This window comes from Tardiphaga sp. 215_C5_N2_1, from assembly GCF_052076055.1.
Classification (GTDB): Bacteria; Pseudomonadota; Alphaproteobacteria; order Rhizobiales; family Xanthobacteraceae; genus Tardiphaga; species Tardiphaga robiniae.
On record NZ_CP197240.1, the window covers coordinates 3,129,981 to 3,149,617 of the forward strand.

The following is a 19,637-nucleotide window of genomic DNA, read 5'->3' on the forward strand; positions in this document are numbered from 1 at the left end:
CTAGTTCGGTCGACCGTCCGGCACCACATAGGCAAGGGCCGGATCGACGATCAGCACGACCTTGCCGATCTGCTCATTGGCATCCATCAGGGCATGCGCCTTGGCCATGTCCTCCAGCGGAAATGCCGCACAGATGCTGAGCCGCATCCGCCGATCCTCGAGCAATGGCCAGACTTCGCGCATCAGGGCCTTGGCAATCCAGCCCTTGTATTCCGGCGGACGCGGCCGGATCGTCGACCCCGTCAGCGTCAGCCGGCGGCGCACGATCTGCCGGACATTGATGTCGGCGCGTTCACCGAGGTGGCTCGCGATCAGGACAAGGCGACCATCGAAGGCCAGCAGTTCCAGCTCCAGATTGGTGTAAGGACCAGCCTGCGAGTCGAGGATGACGTTGATGCCCTGCCCCTGCGTCGCTTCCACCAGCGGCTTGACCCAATCGCAGCGATAGTCGAGCGCGATCTCCGCGCCGAGATCGCGACAGATCTGACGCTTGGTTTCCGACCCGGCCGTGGCGAAGACACGCGCCGATCGCAGCAGCTTTGCGATCTGGATGGTCGCCATGCCGACACCGCTGGTGCCGCCCTGTACGAGGATGCTCTCACCCTCCGCCAGCTTGCCGAGAAGAATGACGTTGTTCCAGCAGGTGAACAGCACCTCGGGAAGTACCGCCGCTTGTGCGAAGTCGTATCCCCGAGGGACCGACATGCATTGCACGGCAGGCACGCTGCAATACTCCGCATAGCCGCCGCCGGTGACGAGCGCGCAGACCGCACTGCCGACCCGCGGCCAGTTCACATCCGGCGCTGTCGCGACCACAATACCGGCAATATCGAGGCCTGGAATCTCCGTTGCGCCGGGCGGCGGCGGATAGAGTCCGCGGCGCTGCTGGATGTCTGGCCGGTTCACGCCGGCCGCCACCACACGCACCAGCACTTCGCCGCGCGCCAGAGTCGGCAAGGCCTCTTCGCCAAGCGCCAGCACCTCGGGACCGCCGAAGCGGGCGATCCTGACCGCCCGCATGTCCGACGGAAGCGCCGTCATGACACGACCTGCCGGCGAGCGGCAGCAGCCGCAACAGTGACCTCACTCTCGCCGTCCGTCTTCGGCAGGACGCGCCATGTCAGCAACATCGCGAATGCGCTGGCGGCCAGCAGACCCAGGCTGAGGGCGGGTACCGACATCGCAGCCAGCGCACTGCCCGACAAGCCCGCGACCCAGGGCATGAGATTCTGCGCGGCAAAGCCCCCGAGACTGCCGATCGTGCTGATGGCTGCAATCGCCGCCGCCGCATGCGCTCCCTTGAAGATCTGCGACGGCAAATACCAGAAGCATGGAAACATGAGCGAGACGCATGGGGTGCCAACCGCGAGCGCCACATAACGCATCCAGTTCTCGGTCAGCAGGGTCGAGGTGAAGAACGCCCCCATCCCGCACAAAGCGATCACCGCCATGCCGATCAGCACTGTGCGGTGCTCGCGCAGATGGCGCGGGAGCCAGACCAGGACCGCGGCAGCCACAGCCCATGGCAGTGCATTCAAGATACCATTCTGCGTGCCGGTCGTGCCGAATCCTTTGACGACCGTTGGCAACCAATAGATGATTCCGTAGAGTGACAGCGTGATCAGCGTGTAGACGAACGAAAACCACCACACCCTCGCGTCGATCAGGACGCGGAGCGGACTGGTATGCATGGTGGTGGCGATTTCATCGCGGCCGAGCGCGGCCGCCAGCCGCTCCTTCTCCTCGGACGACAGGAAACCGGCCGTCTGCGGATTGTCGGGGAGATAGCGCATCACCAAAACGAACAGGATGGCCGCGGGCGCACCGGTGGCGATGAAGACCCACTGCCAGCCGGCGAGGCCAAGCATGCCATCGAAATCCAGCAGGATGCCGCCAAACAGCGAGCCGAACATGTTGCCGAGCGGACTGCCGATGGTGAGAAGCGCCACGGCCTGCACGCGGTAGCGCTTGGGAAACCAGAGCGTGAGGTAGAAGATGATGCCCGGATACGCCCCCGCCTCGGCCACGCCGACCAGAAAGCGCACCGCCGCAAACATCGAGCCGGTCATGCTGAAACCCAGCAGCACCGTCAGCATGCCCCATGTCAGCAGGATACGCGCAAACCAGAGCCGCGCGCCGAACTTATGCGCGGCCAAGGCGCTCGGGATTTCAAAGAACGAATAACCGATAAAGAACAGCGAGGACGCCAGTCCGTACATGGTCTCGGACATGCCCAGGCTGCTGGCCATCTGCAGTTTGGCGTAGCCGACATTCGACCGGTCGATCACGGCCAGCATCATCATCGCCATCACAAGCGGCATGACCCGCCACATGATGCGATTCATCAGGGCTTCTTCGCTTTCGCGATCCACGTTCATGGTTTCCTCGTCGATCTTGTTGGCCGACCTTCCCCGGTCGTTCTTGTCAGGATTCTATTGAGCGGCGCGCTTCGCCGGCAGATCGAGAAATGCCGCCGCGTTCTCGCTGATCAGTTTCTTGATCGTGGCGCGCGGCATCTGCAGATCGAGCAGCATCTGCGTGATGCTACGGAAACCATCCACCGGACGCTGCGAACCGAGCAGGCCCAGATCGGACGACAGAATGGTGCTCTCCACGCCGGCGACCTCGATGAGGTGGGCCAGATCGTCTCCGCTGAACTTCTTCGACTTGCCTTCGATGAACATGCAGATGGAATGTTCCATCGTCACGCCGAGCGCGACCAACTGGCGGATATCGCTATCGGCAAAGCCGACCACGTAGGTCGGATGATTGACCATCATCTTCTTGACGCCGCGGCGTTTGGCCTCCTCGAAGAGGACGTGCTGTTCCGAGACGTGGAGGTGACCGCCAGCCAGGATGATGTTTGCCTCCGCGATCAGATCGATGACCTTCTTCGTGTCATCCGTGAGCTTGCCGTTGGCGTCCAGCGCCGTGAGCGGGATCGGATCCAGCATCTTCTGGGATGTCTTCGGGAATGTCTTGGCCTGACCGCTGGCCTGAACGTTGATATGGTTCGCCGCCGAAAGCGTCGGCATCCAGACGATCTTGCCGCCGAGCTTGATCGCATGATCGACCGCGTGCGGGTTGATGCCGCCCGACGCATTGTTCAGCGCCACGCCCGAATACAGGCGGACGCCGGACTGCGGAAACAGTTTTTCCAGAATGATGGCATGCGCCATCCCGGGATAGAAGTGATCCTTGTACAGCACCGCGCGAAAACCCGCCGCGGCAGCGTCCTGCATCTCCTCATAGTGATCAAGTATCCGCGGCATCGCGGCAGGCCCGCTGTGGCAATGCAGATCGATCGCATCGACCAGCAGCTCCTCGACCTCCTTCGGACGCGAGAGCGGCGGGAGCGCGACAGTGTCAGGATATGAAACGGAATTCTCGGCCATGATGGCTGCCCTTCAGTGGATGCTGGTTCTGAGAAAATGGCGATCTGCCGATGAATGGCGGGGCCGCAGCCCACGCCTCATCGAGCGGCACTCCCGCGTCGGCGCGTACGCGAAAGATCGCAATAGCGCCCGACGTTTTCCGGATATGGCAGGTGAACTAATTGCCACGCGATACTGGTGGGGCGCGACGACGCCATTGGCGCGCTGACCTCTCCGCAAGACACGGCACTTCCTCCCACGACACGGTTGCGCTTCGGTGGCCTGAACGACACCGGCACATTCTGTTGGGCCGATATTGCAACCAGCCGGGCCATTTGCCATATCTATTCGCCAGCGTTCCGCAGAGTGGAATCTTGGTATGGCCCCCCGTTCACCGAAGGTCGAAGCAGCAGCCCGCACGCTCATCCTGCTGGAGGAGTTGAACCGGCATCGCGTCGCCTCGATCCAGATCCTTCATCTCGCGACCGGCCTGCCTAAATCGACCATCGTTCGGCTGATGAAATCGCTGTGCGCCATGGGCTATGCCGCCAATGACCGCAGGCAAGGCGGCTACACGGTGGCGTCGCGCGTCAAATCCCTGAGCAACGGCTTTCACGGCGACCCACTGGTGGTCGAAGCCGCGCGACCCTGGGCGCTGTCCTTTACGTCACAGCATCAGTGGCCGTTGGCGATTGGCGTTCTCGACCACACGTCCGTGGTCGTGCGCTTCAGCACTATTGCGGACAGTCCGGTGTCGCCGTTCCACGGAACGATCAACATGCATCTCAGCCTGCTGCGCCGCGCGCTCGGTCGTGCCTATCTGGCATTCTGCCCCATCGGGGAGCGCCTGATGCTGCTCGACCTACTTTCACGATCGACGATTGATGAAGATCAACTCATCGGCGATCGTGCTCAGACATTGTTGATGCTGAGATCAATCCGGAAGCAAGGCTATGCCGAGCGGGATCGCGCCGTCGACCCTCGCTCATCCGGGACGATCGCCATCCCGATCATGAGTGGCGACAAGGTGCTTGCGACGGTTGGTATGACTTATTTCATCTCTGCAATCGATCGACGTGAGTTGCTCAAAACCTTCCTGCCCAGCCTTCAGACCTTGGCAGAGAACATTTCTCGAAGCGCAGCTGCCCTCAAGTGAATACGATCAATAGCACCGAGATTTCCACGAAGGTCGCTGGACCCGATGATGGCGACGCCACGTCAAGTACGGGTCAGATCAAATAGGTCAAATTTGCATCTCGACGTCAGCTTTGCGCCAAGAGCGGTCCAGTTGGGTTTCTGAGAGCTTCGACTAGCTTTTCATGGGCTAATCATTCCGCATATTAACGTTGTCTTGAGCCAAAATTTCTTCGTTCTCGGCTATCCCGGTCCAGGCTAGTGCATCCCGAAAGCAGAAGTGCCGATTTATCGGGCTCAGGCTCGGCTTGGGCCTGCCGCGCCAGTTGCGCGGCTTTATATCGAAAGGCGAAGGATTGCTTCGTGGTCTGCACGCGCAACATTCTGTTTGTTCGGGTACCTAGGCTTTTTCGGCGATGACATGATTATGCAGCACACCGATTCCGCTGATCTCTACTTCAACAGTGTCGCCGTCTTTCATCCACAGCGGCGGAAAGCGCTTCGCACCCACACCGCCGGGCGTGCCGGTGACGATCACGTCGCCCGGCTCGAGAGTCATGATCGTGGAACAATATTTAATCAGCGCTGGGATGCCCGTGATCAGCAGATCCGTCGTTGATCTCTGAACGACCTCGCCGTTGAGCCGGGTCTGCAATGACAGTTTCGACGGGTCGGGAATCTCGTCGGCCGTCACTAGCCACGGTCCGAACGACCCGGTTCGCGCGAACGTTTTTCCTGCAATGAATTGCGACGTATGGCGCTGCCAGTCCCGGATGCTGCCTTCATTGTAGCAAGCGTATCCGGCAATCGCGGCCAACGCGAGATCTTCTGCGATGCGACGACCTCCGCTGCCTATCACCACGGCCAATTCGCCCTCGTAATCGAAATGATCGGATTCCAACGGCTTCACGATCGGTTGCAGATGACCGACCTGGCTTTCGGGGAAACGGACGAAGATCGACGGATTTTCAGTGACCGTACGCCCGGTTTCCGCGACATGATCGCGATAGTTGAGACCGATGCAGATGATCTTACCCGGGTCGGGGATCACTGGAAGGAAGGCGACATCATCGAGTTTCCAGTTCGGCGCAGCCTGCTCGACAATGCGCTTCGCTTCGCCGAGCGCATCCGCCGCGAGTAGCTGCCGTAACGACGCGATGCCGCGCTCCCTGAAATGCGGGCCGAGTTCGACGATGCCCTGGTTCTTTATGCCGCCGAAGCGAGTGACGTTGTCGGCTTGGAACGATACGAGTTTCATGATCGGTCTCTCTGAGTTGAATGAAAAAATGATCTGGAGCGCTCATGCGGCGCAGGATTCCCGGTGCAGTGAAGGCGGAAGGTGGAGCGCGTGGGTGAGCAGGCTTGCTGCATCACCCGGAGTCGCGGCCACGGCGAGCACGTATCGATCCGGCCGGATGAGCGCGGCGCTGATATTGCCCTGATCCAGCCAGTCCCGAAGCGGACCGTCGTCATCGGCCGCCACGAATGCCACGCCCTGCTGCCGGCATCGCCGCCGCAGCGTTTCCTCGGCGCCGATGTCGCCGGCACGCGCGATCAGGGCGAATCCATATCCGACGTGATCGTCGAGAAGGCGGCCGTCCGACATGCGCGGTTGCGGCCCGGGCATCCCGATCGGGCAAACGCCGTCCGGCGCCAGACCCGGGCCCAGACGGGGCTTGATCGAACTCATGCGGACCGGCTCGGCGGTGGCCGACGCGCCCGGCAACGCGCGCTCGACGGCGCGGGTATTGATCAATCCGCCGAGACGCACGGCAAGCTCGATATATTCGGTGACATGCGGCACGCGTTCGCTGGCGTAGGTATCGAGCAACGCATCGTCAGCGCAGCCCCCGATCACTGCGATCAGTTTCCACGCCAGATTGCTCACATCGCGGATCCCCGCACAAAGCCCCTGACCAAGAAACGGCGGCGTCTGATGGGCGGAATCGCCGGCAATCAGCAAGCGGTCCCGTCGCCACCTGCGCGCCACCACCGAATGGAACATGTACACGGCGGCGCGTTCGATGTCGGCATCGTCCGGCGTGATCCAGCGCGACAGCAGTTGCCAGATCTTTGCGGGCTCGATCAGCGCGGCGTTGCTTTCGTCATCGCGCGCCGTGATCTCCCAGCGGCGGCGTTGTCCCACACCGCGCACATAGGTCGCGGGCCGCTCCGGTTCACAAAACTGGATGCTGTGATCGCCGAGATCCGGCCTGTCGCGCTTCAACAGGCAATCCACCACCAGCCAGCGCTCGTGAAAACCCAGATCGGTCGATGTCGAACCGATCAGACGCCGAACCAACGAGCGCGCCCCGTCGCAGCCGACCACATAGCGCGCACGGATTTGTTCAAGTTGGCCCGAGGCAAGATCCTCGAAGCGCAACGTTGCGCCGTCCGCGTCCTGATCGATCGCGAACACATCGCGACGGGTGAGCACCGTCGCCTCGGGCAGCGTCTCAAGCTTGTGGCGCAGCACGCGCTCGAGGTCCGGCTGATGAAAGCGGTAGCTTTCGTGCCAACCCTGCGGCCCGATCGTCGCCGGCCGAGACCAATCGAGCATGCACCGGCCATCGGCATCGACGAACAGCATGCCGGGGGACAGGCAGGTGGACGGCAGGACGTCGGCGGCGATGCCGATCGTCTGAAAGACACGCATCACTTCGTCGTCGAAGTGAACCGCGCGCGGCAGCGGATACGGTTCGGCCTCGCGTTCCAGCACGGTGATGGAGAGACCGGCCTGGGTTAGCAGCAGCGCAAGCGTGGCGCCGACCGGCCCGAGGCCAACGATTGCCACATCGACGGTTTTATCGCTGACGGACATTCCGCTACTCCGCCCGCACCACGGAGTCGAGCCAGGCGCAGTTTGCCGGGTTGGGAACGCGGACGCCGCGGCGGGCAGCATCCAGCCGCATGTCCCGCATGCGCTTGCGTTGTTCCTCCGCCATGTAGAGCCGCTCGTGGCCCCACAGGCTCGGGCCGTCATGGGTCTCGAACGGCTCCCAGGTGTTGGGATCGATGACCTGCGCGCCCCAGCCGTATTCGACAAAAAAGTCCGACGGCGAGTGCGCATAGAACGACGTCATGTGATCGTTGGTGTGGCGTCCCAGCGTATAGGCGACGCGGCCCTCGTCGAGTTGGGCCAGATCGTAGCCCTGCCCGACATCGTCGAGGCTCTGCAGTTCAACCATGAAATGGTGGAAGCTCTGCCTGCCGGACCCGACCATCGCAAAGGAGTGATGGCGCCCGTTGATGTGGAAGAAATATAGCGGATAGGGCTTCAAGCCATAGTCCGTCACACTGAAACCGAGGACATCGCGATAGAACAACATCGCCTGCTCGATATTGTCGACGTTCAGGACCACGTGGCCCATGCCCAGCGGTCCGGTCTTGAACCCGGAAATCGGCCGGCCGGGACTGAACGGGTCGCTCGCGATCTCTGGCGTGTGGAAGATCTCGACGCGGTGCCCGTTGGGATCGGTGAAGACGATCAAGTCGGCGACGCGGCGTTCGTCCGCGAGCGCCCGCGTGCCGCGCCTGACCCGGACGCCATGCGCATCAAGCCGCGTAGCCATCGCTTCCAGGTCGTCGTGATGATCGACCTCCCAGCCCATGAAGCCGAGCCCTTCGTTGTCCGCTCCGGTCACCACAAGTCGCTGCTTGCGATCGTCCATCCTGAAGGTTCGCACGGCCCCGCCCCGGTCGACCGGCTGCATGCCTAGAAGACTGGTGGCAAAGCCACTCCAGTCCTCGAGTTTGGTGGACTGAATGCCGATATAGCCGAGAGACTTGAGAGCCATTGAATATCTCCTGTCGGAAATGCGGTCGGTACCGCTACTGACGCTCGATGCCCCGGGCATCGATGACCTTGTTAAATTCTGCGATCTCCCGCCTCACGCGACCGGCGAATTCGGGCGCGGTGCTCGGCGTCGCATTGGCCCCCAGAGCCCGCATCTCCTTCTGGAAGTCCTCTGATTTGACGATCGCGACGACTTCCTGCCGCAGACGGTCAGCGGCCTCGGATGGGATGCCTTTCTTAGCCGCGATACCGAGCCACGATTCGTATTCCAGCCCCGGCACGACGTCCCCAGAGAAGGCAACGTTTTTCATCTCCGCGGGGACGTCGCGCGTCGTCACCGCGAGCGGCCGAACGGTGCCGGCCAGCGACTGCGGATAAGCGAAGGTCATCGTATCGATCATCACGTCGACACGCCCGCCGAGAAAATCGGTCAGTGCGGGCGTGCTTCCACGATACGGCACGTGGAGCAGTCCTGCACCGGTGGCGGCATTGATCCATTCGCCCACCAGGTGGTGTCCCGTATCGAATCCCACCGAATAAAAACTGATCGACCCCGGCTTTGCCTTGGCCGCCGCGATCAGCTCGGCCAGCGAGTTGTAGGGTGACGCCGGTCGAACGCCGACCACCATGCCGTAGGTCGACACCGTGGAGATCCATTCCAGATCTGCGACGGGATCGAACGGGAGCTTGGCGCGCATCGCAGCTGCCACAGAATGCGCACTCGCCAGCAGCAGCAGCGAATAGCCGTCCGCCGGCTCGTTCATGACCTGCGTTGTCGCGAGCATGCCGCCGGCACCGGGCTTGTTCTCGACCACCACGGTCTGGCCAAGCCGCCTGGACAGCCGTTCGCCGACCAACCGCGCCGCCGTATCGGAACTACCGCCGGGCGCAAACCCCACCACGATGCGGACCGGCTTATTCGGATACTCGTCCGCGGCCTGCCCGCCCGCCGTCGAAAGAACAGTGGCAAGTACGGCCGCGACCGACCCAATCCATCGTCTTGACGGACAGCGCCACGTCATAGCGCGATCCCCTCTTCCGCGAACACGCGCGTCGCTGCTTCGGTCGACTTCAAGGTGGCGTAGCGCTCGGCGCAGGCGCGCGGGACTTCGAGCTTGACGCGGTCGATGGCCCAGAAAAGCACGTAGAACAGGGCCGCATCCGCGAAGGTCGCCTCGCCGTGCAAAGCGCCGCCCGGTTTCAATTCGTTTTCTACAACCGCGAGCCCGGAAGTGACCACGTCGCGCCCCTGCCGCTGGATGGCATCGTGCGTCGTCGGATCTTCGCAAAATTTTGCCGGACGAAAGATGCGCGAGAAACCCTGCATATGCAGGGTCGAGACCAAGTAGTCTGTCATTTCGGCCGCTCGCAATGCACACTCAGGATCGGACGGCGACAAACCAGTGCCCGGCGCCGACGCAGCGATGTGCTGCGCGATCACCGGAAATTCCGTCAGCACCGATCCGTCGTCACGCTGCAGCGTGGGCACCTTGGCCTTCGGGTTGAGAGCTAGATACCAGGGCTGGCGGTTCTCGCCCGTCTTGATGTCGATCTTCTGCCGGTCGTAGGGGTCTCCGATGGTCTCTAGCAGATAGTGGATGCCGATCGAACACGCGCCGGGTGCGTAAAACAGTTTCATGCTCGTCCTCTAATGAAGAGTTTGATCTGCGTTGTCGGGACGCCAGGCTAGGGCACGGCGCTGAAACAGGCGCAGCACGGCGTCGGCGAGCAGCACCAGTGCTGCGGTAATGACCATGCCGGCATAAACACCGGTGATATCGGCAACGTTGTAGGAATGGTGGATGTAGTAACCGATGCCGTTTTCGGCCGCGAGGAATTCACCGACCAGCGCCGCATTGATCGCCCACGGCAGCGCCGCCCGCAGCGCCGCCCATACGAAGGGCTGGGACGAATTCCACAAAACCTCGCGCGCGATCTCGCGCTTGCCGGCGCCGAAAATCGCGACCGTCCGGATCAGGTTCGGTCCGACCGACCGAATGCCGATAAAGGTGGCGACGAAGACAAGGAAGAACGTCATCAGCGCCACAAGCACGATCTTCGACGTCAGGCCGATCCCGAACCACATGATCAGGATCGGGCTTAGCGCGAGTTTCGGAATCCCGACCGTGGCCTTGGCAAACGGCTCAATGACCGATGACAGCCGCGGCGACATCTGCACGACAAACGGCAGCACAACACCGAGGCCTGCGCCGATCAGAAGTCCGCCGATGGCCTCCAGCGTCGTCGTCCACAACATCCAGACGATCTCACCGGTCCGAACCAGATCGATCACACGTAGTAGGGTCGGCAGCGGGCCCGCAATCAAATCCGGCACCCAGCGTGCGGATGCTTCCCACACCGTCAGCAACACGATGGCGACGCCACCGCGGGCCAGCGCAAGCCACGGCATTGCAGAGCGACGCAACAGCGGCTGCGCGATCTCGGGGACGATGTGGCTGATGGACTGGCTCATCAGACCTCCGCCCGGATGCGGCTGAAAATGCCAGGATAGTTCGGCTCGGTGACCAGACTGTCGACCGAGCGCGGGCGGGAAATGTCAATCAGGTGTTCGCCGCGAATACAGGCCGGCGATTTCGTCAGCGTCAGCGTCCGATCGCCGAGCGCGATGGCCTCGGTGATGTCGTGCGTTACGAAGAGGATGGTCTTGCGACCAAGCTCCCACAGCCGGACCAGATCCTTCTGAATGTGCAGGCGCGACTCCGCATCGAGCGCGCCGAATGGTTCGTCCATCAGGATCACAGGCGGATCGTAGGCCAGCGTGCGGATGATCGATGCGCGTTTGCGCATGCCGCCCGACAATTCGTGCGGATAGTGGTTCTCAAAACCGTTCAGGCCGACAGCGGCGATCAACTCATCGACCCGCTTGCGAAACGAGGCATCGAGCCGGCCCTGGATCTGCAGCGGGTATTCGACATTGGCGCGCAGCGTGCGCCACGGCAGCAGGTTGTCGTCCTGCATGATGTAGCCGATGCGTCCATTTGCGCCCGCGCTCTGACCCGGCCGCGACGGCGCGCTTATGACCTCGCCGTGGAGCCGGATCTCTCCCGCCGAAGGCCTATCGATCTGGGCGAGCAGATTCAGAAGCGTCGACTTTCCCGATCCCGATGGGCCAACCAGCGTGACGAACTCGCCTTCGTGCAGCGCAAATGAGAGCCCCTTGATGATCCAACGCTCGCTCTGCGTCGCTCTGTCGCTAAAGAACCTGCCAAGATCGCGGGCTTCGAGAACGGGTTCACAAGTCATGTCAAGCCGCCTTCGGAGTGCTGGGGTTCGTCTGCGGACGCCATGCCAGTAGCTGCGCTTCTGCAGCGGCCACGGCGATATTGGTCAGCGCCACGATCAGCGTCAGCGCCGCGACGGCGGCCAGCGCGCCCGTGATCTCGAAGTTGCCGGCCGAGGACTGGATCAAGTAACCGAGGCCGCGGTTTGAGGAGATCAATTCGGCGATCGCCGCACCGCCGATCGACAGCGGCAGGGCAATCTGGACCGCCTGAAAGACGAACGGCGTCGCCGAGGGCAGCACGATGGTGCGCAGTAATTGCGCTTCGCTGGCGCCGGCGACCTTTGCCATCCGCAGCAGGCGTGGATCGACGGCTCGCACTCCCTCAGAAGTACTGAAGAAAACCAGGAAGAAACTAACGCTCGCGACCAGCGCGACCTTGCTCCAAATACCGATCCCGAACCAGACGATGAAAAGCGGAATGAACGCGATTTTTGGCAGCCCGTAGCCGATCATGATGAAGGGATCGAGCACGGCGGCGAGGAACACGTGTCGCCGCAGCACCAACGGCAGCAGCAAGCCGGGCACCGCTCCGATTAAGAAGCCGAGCGCCGCCTCGAGCACGGTGTAGCCGACATGACCGAGCAGCACGCCGGATGCGATCCAGACATAGATCTGGTGCACCACCAGGACCGGAGAGCTTATCTGCTCTGGCCCGGCCCAGGCGCTTCCTGCCTGCCAGACGGCAGCCAGTGCAGCCGCAAAGATGATGCGATCCCACATCTCTCAGCTCCAGATGGCGTTAGTTGGCGGATGCCGGCGAGTACAGCTCGCCGGCAGGTGGAACTTTGGCATCCTCCGGGATGATGCCGCTGATCCTGTCGAAGGAGACGACGTTACGATACATGTCGTCGGTCAGTTCGAGGTCGGACCGCGCATATTTCGCGAAGATCTCGAACGACTGCTTCAGCGCTCCGGGCTCCATCTTGTCGAAGGTCTTGCCGAGCGCCGCGAGGCTCGCGGTCGGATCGCTCTTCATCAAGGCGACGGCCTTCCTCAGCGCCGCGACGAAACCACGGCAGATCGCCGCCTGGGCCTGGCAATGATCCGGACGCACCAGAACGACGTTGTAGGGAAACGTCTTCATCTCCGGCAGGTCGACGTCGGGACCCGACACCCACATCACGCCGCCGTCGGCGACCGCCGTCAGGGAGAACGGCGGCGAGAACGCCATCGCGTCGATCGTCCCGCTCTTCATTGCGGCGACCATCGCCTGCGGCTGCAGAGCCGTGATGGTGAAGTCTGTTTCGGGATTCATGCCCGCCTTGCGGGCAAGATAACGCAGGAAGCTGTGCGGCAGACCGTTCACCGCATCGATACCGATGGTCAGTCCCTTGAGCGCCTTGACCTTGTCGAGGGCGCCTGCGGAGGCCATCGACCCGAGTTTGTCGGCGACCGGCTTGCGCACGATGATATCGGTCGTGAAGCGATCCTGGGTATTGGCAATCGCGACAAGCTTCTGGTTGCGCGCGGCTGCCGCGATCTGAATGCCGCCGGAGATCAGCGTAAAATCGGCGCTCTTGCCGAGCACAGCCGGAATGACACCGGGCCCGGCGACATAGATGATCTTGGGGTCGATCCCCTGTTCGCGAAACAGCCCCCGCTCGACGGCGATGTAAGCCGGCGCGAACAGCAGCGACTGCGCCGGCAGCGCCATCGTCACGGCGGTCTGCGCCTTCACGGCGCTGCCGCCCGACGCGAACATCAGACAGGAAACTAGCGCTGCAAACCGCGCTTTCTTTACCGAGTAGCTCATGACGTCCCTCCCCTTGATGTTCAGCTACCTGTCTTTTGCAGATATGCTTCGTGTTCCGGATGTCGTCTCGGCGTCCGACAGAGCGCGACGTCCAATGCGTCATCGACAATGTCGGGCGGCTCCGCGTGCGGGTCTGTAGTCCGGAAGGTCACGTAACCATCGGGCCGAACCAGCACGGCGCCGCCCTGCGCGAGCCCGTACAGCGCACGGAATTGTTCGGACGGATCGTCCAGGTCACCGCTTGCGCCGATCGACCAGGCGCCGCCCCGCAACTGCCGAGCGTCGATGGCCTGCATGAATGGAGCGTGCCAGACCTTGAACTCCGGCGTCGTGAACAACGTGAACTGCCCGTAGCCGATCAGATCGATGGTCGAAACGGGCTGTCCGCCGCGCTCCAGCCAGATGTGCGGCGCGCGATGACCGGGGCGGCCATCCGGCGTGTAGTCGATTACCGAAAACGGCGGAGCCGACGTCCCGTCGCTGACGAAGGCTCCCCTTGGATAGACGTGGCCAAAAGTCTGGCCAAGATAATCGAAATGCTCCCGAAGGCTCGGCACGACGTTGCGAATATGAGCTTCCGCCGCATCGCGGCCATCGCCGTCGAGGCTCCTCGCCATCGCGCTGTCAGCCGTCGCCATACCGGACAAGCCAAGCTCCGCCATCTTCAAGGCATTGGCGACACTTTGCTCGATGTTGATCTGCGCAATCGGCCGCCGCTCCGTATTGTAGCTGTCGAGCAGTGCGCCCGGCGCCCGTTCGCGCAACACCAGCGCCAATTTCCAGGCGAGATTCTGAACGTCTGCGATCCCTGTATTCATACCTTGCCCGCCCGTCGGCGGGAGCGGATGGGCCGCATCGCCCGCCAGGAAAATCGGTCCCGCATTCATGCGGTCGGCCAGCCGCGCTTGCATCCGCCATGGCATGATCGAATGGATTTTGATGTCGATGCTGTCGAGGCCGATTACTTCGTGCAGGATGTCGGCGCAGCGATCCGGCGTGAAATCAGCTGCCGTTTCCTTCTGCTCATCGAAAGCGAAATTATAGGTCCAGCGACGGCGCCCATCGAGCGCGATCAGGACCCCGCACGTCTGTGCATTATAGATCCACCACAATAGATACGGGCGATCCTCGACCAGCGACCACAAGTCGGCTTCGAAATAGATGCCGATCTGGCGTCCGATCCGGCCGCGCCCGGACATTTCGATGCCGGCCTGTCGGCGAACCAGGCTGCGCGCGCCGTCGGCACCAACCACGAAGGGAACGGCGATTTCGAACGCGCCATCCGGACCGATGCCGACCAGACGCACGCCATCGCCTTCACGCGCAACGCTTTGGATCTCGGTTTCGAAGCGGAGCTCGATATTCGGATCGTTGCGGACCGCTTGCAGCAGGATCGGCTCGAGGCGATCCTGCGGACACGATGCGCGCAAGCTGGGACTAGCGGCGCGATGGGCTGCATCGCGTTCCGTTACACCGCGCGTGCGCAGCACCGCAACTGCAGGCTCGGCGAGCCGTCGCAGGAAAGCAACGCCCTGGTTTCGGTCGGCTGGAAGGCTTTGGGCCACGATGGATTCTTCCAGCCCCAAAGAGCGAAAGATCTCCATGCTGCGCGCATTGACGACATGACCACGGGGATGCGTGGACGTCGTTGCATTCTGTTCGTAGACGATCGTCGCTATGCCCTCATGGGAGAGCAACAAGGCGCACGTCAGCCCCACAGGACCCGCGCCGATAACCGCAACGTCAGGCATCGCTTCCTCCGGCATGACGCGTTCTAAGCCGCATCACCTTCATTGACTGACAGTCAATCGTTAGATTGACTAGCAGTCAAGCCGTATCTCATAGGCTTTGCGGTGCATCATCTGCGCCGAGGACGTGCGCTTGCGCCATTACGACGGGAAACAGCTGCAGGGATGCGGTGATCACACCATCGGGCAGCACACGCCGCCCCTGAATCCACTCCAGGACCAGTTCGTCGTAGAATCCAAGCCACGCCCTCGTGGCGACGACAAGCGGCTCTGAAGGCTCTTCGATGTTGAAAAAGCCGAGAACCAAGTGGATGGCATTGCTGCGGGATTTTTCCCAGATAGCCTGAATGGCGGGCGTGCCTCCGCCGCGCGAGTGAAACACATAGTCCGCCCGCCGCTGGCTGACGGCGTCCATATGGCTTACCAAGAAAGCGCGAAGTTTCGCGTTCGGTGTCTTCGGCCGCCGCGTCGCTTCGATGTGAAGCAGATCGAGGCGATCGGCGGCGACCTGCGAAACTGCCTCATAGAGCTTCGCCTTTGTCCCGAAATAGTGAAAGACAAGACCGTGCGCGACCCCGGCCCGGCGGGCGACTTCCTCAACGGGTACATCTTGAAACGAGGTCTTCGTAAAAAGACTCGTCGCGGCGTCGATGATCTTCCTTCTGGATTCGATACTTCCGGCCTTACTGCTTATTTGCTTCATTGATTTGACCGCCCGTATCACTCCGACATCGCCTATCTCGACCGCATCTACAATGCGAAGTATTTGCTCTAACAGAAAGCAACGGAAAGACTAGATCAGCCCAGCTGTTTCTTAAACGTCCAAATGGCGCCAATGACTTGCCTTTCGCTCTTATCGATACCATGTTCGATTGCCGACAAAAATAGTGTCGAACTCACGCTACTTCCCGGTATCGGGCCCTACCCTCCACCCTATGGAATCCCAAGCAGACCATCGACGTGGTTCGCGCCGCGAAGCGCCACGCGTCTGCCTATGGAAAATTCAGATCAACGATAGCTGCTCTGATCTGCGAACTTAACTTCACGAGCGGCTCTAGTAATGGCTCCACCCATCTGCTTGCGGGTTCAGCCGAGGTAGCGCTAACATTGACGACTTAGATCGGACGTCCTTCGACGACGATAGGGGTTGAAGGTGCCGTCACGTCGGGCTGCCACGTCGCAAAACAATAGTTGTGCCGTTCAATACTCGCGGCGGCCTCCATTATTTCCCGCTCTATTGCTGGCCAGCGTTCTCGCCCCTTTGCGACCAGCGAAGGTGTGAGACTAGGAGCCAGGAGAAAGTGTAGTCGACCCAAATCCCGGCGGCGCGAAACCTGGCGGCCGCAGCTAAGCCGGGGATCGCGATCCCGCCGATCGGATAAGGATACGAAACTTGCGGATCTGTTATGCGCGACTACGTCTCGCGCCACTCGAGTTGCAATATCTTCCGAGGGATCAGGTGCCCCCGTAGCCCGCGTCATGATTTCCAAATCCGTCGCTACGAACACGAAGCGACCGTTCAAACTTGGCGTTTGCGAGATACGCGCGCGTCGCCAAAAGTTGAGAAAACAGCGGGGCCACACGTCATCTCTTCTGCCACTTTCGCGAAGAGGCGGTCGTGCTCGTTTTGGCAGTAGCGCTCGCGCCCAAGACAGCTTCCTTACGTCGTGCGCGTTTCTGAAACCATCATCCCTCACGCTCGGCTTTTATTCCGGGATGATGGTTATGATTTTCGACTTCGTCCATCTGGCGTCGCGTTCTATGTTGGCCGCCACCAAAGGCGCTTGCTCGGCTGCGATAGGCGGAGAGAAGACGTAGCCCTGCACGAAATCGCAATCGAACGCGGCGAGCAAGTCCACCTCCGTCGCCATTTCGGCCCCTTCGGCGACGACACTCATTCCCAGCCCATGCGATAGAGCGATCATCCCACCGAGCAGCTTACGTTTCTCGGGCACGGTTGCAATGCCGTCCACGAATGTCCGATCAATCTTCAGACAATTGAATGGAAGACGCGTCAAATAGCCGAGCGAAGAATAGCCGGAGCCGAAATCATCAAGCGCCAGCTGGACGCCCAATTTCGATAAGGCTGCAAGCGTGCTACTGACTTTCTGCTTGGTATGATCGACAAACAAATTTTCAGTCAGTTCCAGGCAGAGCAGTTCTGAAGGAAGGCCGGTCTCTGCGAGCACAGTTGAAACTACTGCCTCAAAATCCCCACTGCAGATTTGAGCCGGAGAAACGTTCACCGAAATGGATCGTGGCGGCAATCCGGCATCTAGCCAACTGCGCATTTGCTTGCAGGCGTTGCGTAGCACCCAATGGCCGAGATCAACAATGAGACCAGTACTTTCCGCAATGGGAATGAGCTCCGAAGGTGCAATCGGCCCCCGCTCAGGATGATCCCAGCGCAGTAGCGCTTCGAAACCACTTACGCGGCCGGTCTTCAAATCGACTTGTGGCTGGTAATGTGCTTCGAGGCCCCCAGTCTCTACGGCGTGGCGGAGGCGTCGGCCGAGGTCTAGCCTTTGATCAGCCGCCTGAGCGTAAATAGGCTCAAAAAGCTGCGCTCGGCCGCGTCCTGCCTCTTTGGCCATGTAAAGCGCAAGGTCTGCGTTGCGAGAAGCTTTCTCCGCCGTTGCCCCATGTTCTGGCAAGACAGCAATGCCGATGGTGGCGCCAATGCAGGCCTCGCCTTCGGCGAGTTCGACGGGGACCGATAACTTAGCGATAAGCCGATTTGCTAGGATGAGCAGCGCTTTGGCAGACGTGGAGGGCTCGTCCGTCAGCACGGCAAATTCGTCGCCGCCGATCCGGGCAACGAAAGCTTGCGGACCCAGCTCTTGTCTCAGGACATTCGCGACGTGGATCAGCAAGCTGTCGCCAGCGGAATGACCGAGGGAATCGTTGATCTCTTTAAATCGATCAAGGTCTATTAGTAACAGAGCGTCGTGTCCGTTTTCCGAGATCGGCTTCTCGAAAAGACCGGCGAGTTTACGCTTAAAGAGAGCGCGATTGGCAAGTCCTGTCAAAGGATCGGTATAAGCAAGCAGCTCGAGCTTGCGCTCAGCTTCTTTGCGATCGGTGACATCTTGAGCAGTGCCAACTATGCCGACAATCTCTCCGTGAATAATCTCCGCTTTGCATATGACGGCCAGATCGCGCGTCGTGCCGTCAGCGTGCACAATTCGTATGTCTGTGGCTTCCGTCTTGCTGCTGCGAAGAATGCGCTTCTGCATGTTCAGAAGACGATCGGCATCGTTTTCTAGAAAATAAGGCCTGGTACTCTCATCGGTTGGTTCAAAGGTGGTAGGGTCCAGGCCAAGCATTTGATAGAGTTCAAGCGACCATACCGTTCGGCGGGTGTCCAGTCGGTGATTCCAGGTTCCTATTTTGCCCAGGCGATGAGCATCTTCCAGAGCGTGGGTTCGCTGGTCGAGCAACGCGCGGGCTGTTCTGAGCTGTGTGATATCGCTCGCCGTGCCGCGATAGCCTAGGAATGTCCCGTCATCGGCGAAGATCGGCTTGCCGCTCGTGCAAATACTGATCCGCGAGCCATCATTCCCAATCGATGTGTAGACAAAGTCACGGAAGGGGCGCTGGGCTTCCATGTCCGCCCTGTGCAAGGCCATGGAGCCTTCTTCTTCGGGTGCATAAGATAGCTCCCAGCGCGCCTTTCCGCCGGAAGCTACATTTTGTAAGGCTGCATTTCCATCAAGTGACTTAGGATAGGGAAGCAGCCGATGGTCGGGGCCAGTCTCCCAACACCAGTCCGAAGCGGTACTGACGAAATCCGCGAGCCGCTGTTCGCTCTCTGCCAAAAGTCGTAGGGCAGAAGTTTCCGGGGTTACGTCCCGGACAACGCCGAACACCCGCTGAACCTGACCGTTCGGGGCGAACTCTGGTTCGCCATGCACTACGCAATCAAGCTGAGTGCCATCGGATCTGAGAAGTTTCGTCTGTATCGCAAATGGCTGACCCTCCGCCCAACATGCTGAGTAATGGGCCGCTAAAACATCGCGGCTTTCGGGTAGGTAACGCTCTCGCATTGCAGCAATGGGAGCGGAACCATCGGGAGTTTGGAAGTCGTAAAGGGAAGCGAATTCTGCTGATTCCCAGAAATTGGCCGCAGTGGCGCTGTGCGACTCCCAATACCATACGCGAGCCATCCTCATCGCGCGATGCAGCGACCGCTCCTCATGCCAGCGCCTCCGCGCTTCTGGTGCGGGAGGCTGCCCCAATGACAATCTTCGAACGGCCATCTTTCCCCACCAAGACGAACGCGCACAATAATAGAACTAGCTTGGTAGCATGCAGCCTTAAACGATTTGAGCGGATGATGCGTCGGTAGGGGCGCGCCCTGCATCTTGGTATAATTTGGGTAAATAGCAGCTGAGAACGTCGAACTGGATTCGGCACCACCTTCCGACCGAACGGGTGTTGCGCCGGTACGTGTGCAAGAAGATATTCCGCAGTGAAGGTTTTGCGACTCTCAGAGAGTTAGGTGTCCGTTTATCCCGCACGTCACGAC

16 protein-coding genes are annotated in these 19,637 nt (G+C 60.9%); 1 reads left to right on the top strand and 15 read right to left on the bottom strand.

Going from position 1 to position 19,637, the window contains the following annotated elements; all coding sequences use genetic code 11:
- The 3 genes from AB7828_RS14980 to AB7828_RS14990 are packed head-to-tail and all read right to left on the bottom strand — an operon-like array spanning position 1 to position 3,395.
- Positions 1-1,041: an NAD(P)H-quinone oxidoreductase gene (locus AB7828_RS14980; protein ID WP_231079514.1), complete on the bottom strand. Its 1,041-nt coding sequence runs from the start codon at positions 1,039-1,041 to the stop codon at positions 1-3.
- The gene (locus AB7828_RS14985) at positions 1,038-2,378 is read right to left on the bottom strand and encodes an MFS transporter (RefSeq protein WP_089265630.1); all 1,341 of its coding nucleotides are present in this window, start codon (positions 2,376-2,378) and stop codon (positions 1,038-1,040) included. Before AB7828_RS14985 ends, AB7828_RS14980 begins: the two co-directional genes overlap by 4 nt.
- A gap of 54 nt (positions 2,379-2,432) precedes the next feature.
- The gene (locus AB7828_RS14990; protein ID WP_231079513.1) at positions 2,433-3,395 is read right to left on the bottom strand and encodes a DUF6282 family protein; all 963 of its coding nucleotides are present in this window, start codon (positions 3,393-3,395) and stop codon (positions 2,433-2,435) included.
- Between the two features lie 295 nt (positions 3,396-3,690).
- Between AB7828_RS14990 and AB7828_RS14995 the strand changes: the two genes are divergently transcribed.
- A complete protein-coding gene (locus AB7828_RS14995; protein WP_147421554.1) occupies positions 3,691-4,530 on the top strand; it encodes a DNA-binding transcriptional regulator in 840 nt (279 codons plus the stop codon).
- Positions 4,531-4,908: 378 nt separating this feature from the next.
- On the opposite strand, the gene AB7828_RS15000 is transcribed toward AB7828_RS14995, so the two are convergent.
- From AB7828_RS15000 to AB7828_RS15055, 12 genes are all read right to left on the bottom strand, one after another.
- Positions 4,909-5,766 (bottom strand): fumarylacetoacetate hydrolase family protein, encoded by an 858-nt coding sequence (locus AB7828_RS15000; RefSeq protein WP_120286752.1) that lies wholly within the window; start codon positions 5,764-5,766, stop codon positions 4,909-4,911.
- Positions 5,767-5,808: 42 nt separating this feature from the next.
- The gene (gene mhpA, locus AB7828_RS15005) at positions 5,809-7,329 is read right to left on the bottom strand and encodes a bifunctional 3-(3-hydroxy-phenyl)propionate/3-hydroxycinnamic acid hydroxylase MhpA (RefSeq protein ID WP_120286751.1); all 1,521 of its coding nucleotides are present in this window, start codon (positions 7,327-7,329) and stop codon (positions 5,809-5,811) included.
- Between the two features lie 4 nt (positions 7,330-7,333).
- Entirely contained in the window at positions 7,334-8,305 is a 972-nt protein-coding gene (locus tag AB7828_RS15010) for a VOC family protein (protein WP_120286750.1), read from the bottom strand.
- A 34-nt stretch (positions 8,306-8,339) separates the two neighbouring features.
- Positions 8,340-9,326: a Bug family tripartite tricarboxylate transporter substrate binding protein gene (locus tag AB7828_RS15015; protein ID WP_439064775.1), complete on the bottom strand. Its 987-nt coding sequence runs from the start codon at positions 9,324-9,326 to the stop codon at positions 8,340-8,342.
- The gene (locus AB7828_RS15020; RefSeq protein ID WP_439068602.1) at positions 9,323-9,943 is read right to left on the bottom strand and encodes a glutathione S-transferase family protein; all 621 of its coding nucleotides are present in this window, start codon (positions 9,941-9,943) and stop codon (positions 9,323-9,325) included. The genes AB7828_RS15015 and AB7828_RS15020 overlap by 4 nt, the downstream gene beginning before the upstream one ends.
- A gap of 9 nt (positions 9,944-9,952) precedes the next feature.
- On the bottom strand, positions 9,953-10,777 hold the full coding sequence (locus tag AB7828_RS15025; RefSeq protein WP_120286747.1) for an ABC transporter permease: 825 nt from the start codon (positions 10,775-10,777) through the stop codon (positions 9,953-9,955).
- Positions 10,777-11,568 (bottom strand): ABC transporter ATP-binding protein, encoded by a 792-nt coding sequence (locus AB7828_RS15030; protein WP_120286746.1) that lies wholly within the window; start codon positions 11,566-11,568, stop codon positions 10,777-10,779. Before AB7828_RS15030 ends, AB7828_RS15025 begins: the two co-directional genes overlap by 1 nt.
- Before the next feature lies 1 nt (position 11,569).
- Positions 11,570-12,328 (bottom strand): ABC transporter permease subunit, encoded by a 759-nt coding sequence (locus tag AB7828_RS15035; protein ID WP_120286745.1) that lies wholly within the window; start codon positions 12,326-12,328, stop codon positions 11,570-11,572.
- A gap of 19 nt (positions 12,329-12,347) precedes the next feature.
- Complete coding sequence (locus tag AB7828_RS15040; RefSeq protein WP_120286744.1) at positions 12,348-13,361, bottom strand: ABC transporter substrate-binding protein; 1,014 nt, start codon at positions 13,359-13,361, stop codon at positions 12,348-12,350.
- 20 nt (positions 13,362-13,381) lie between these two features.
- The gene (locus AB7828_RS15045) at positions 13,382-15,112 is read right to left on the bottom strand and encodes an FAD-dependent monooxygenase (RefSeq protein WP_158596706.1); all 1,731 of its coding nucleotides are present in this window, start codon (positions 15,110-15,112) and stop codon (positions 13,382-13,384) included.
- 88 nt (positions 15,113-15,200) lie between these two features.
- The gene (locus AB7828_RS15050; RefSeq protein ID WP_120286742.1) at positions 15,201-15,812 is read right to left on the bottom strand and encodes a TetR/AcrR family transcriptional regulator; all 612 of its coding nucleotides are present in this window, start codon (positions 15,810-15,812) and stop codon (positions 15,201-15,203) included.
- 1,003 nt (positions 15,813-16,815) lie between these two features.
- On the bottom strand, positions 16,816-19,368 hold the full coding sequence (locus AB7828_RS15055; protein ID WP_120286741.1) for a bifunctional diguanylate cyclase/phosphodiesterase: 2,553 nt from the start codon (positions 19,366-19,368) through the stop codon (positions 16,816-16,818).
- Positions 19,369-19,637 lie beyond the last annotated feature (269 nt).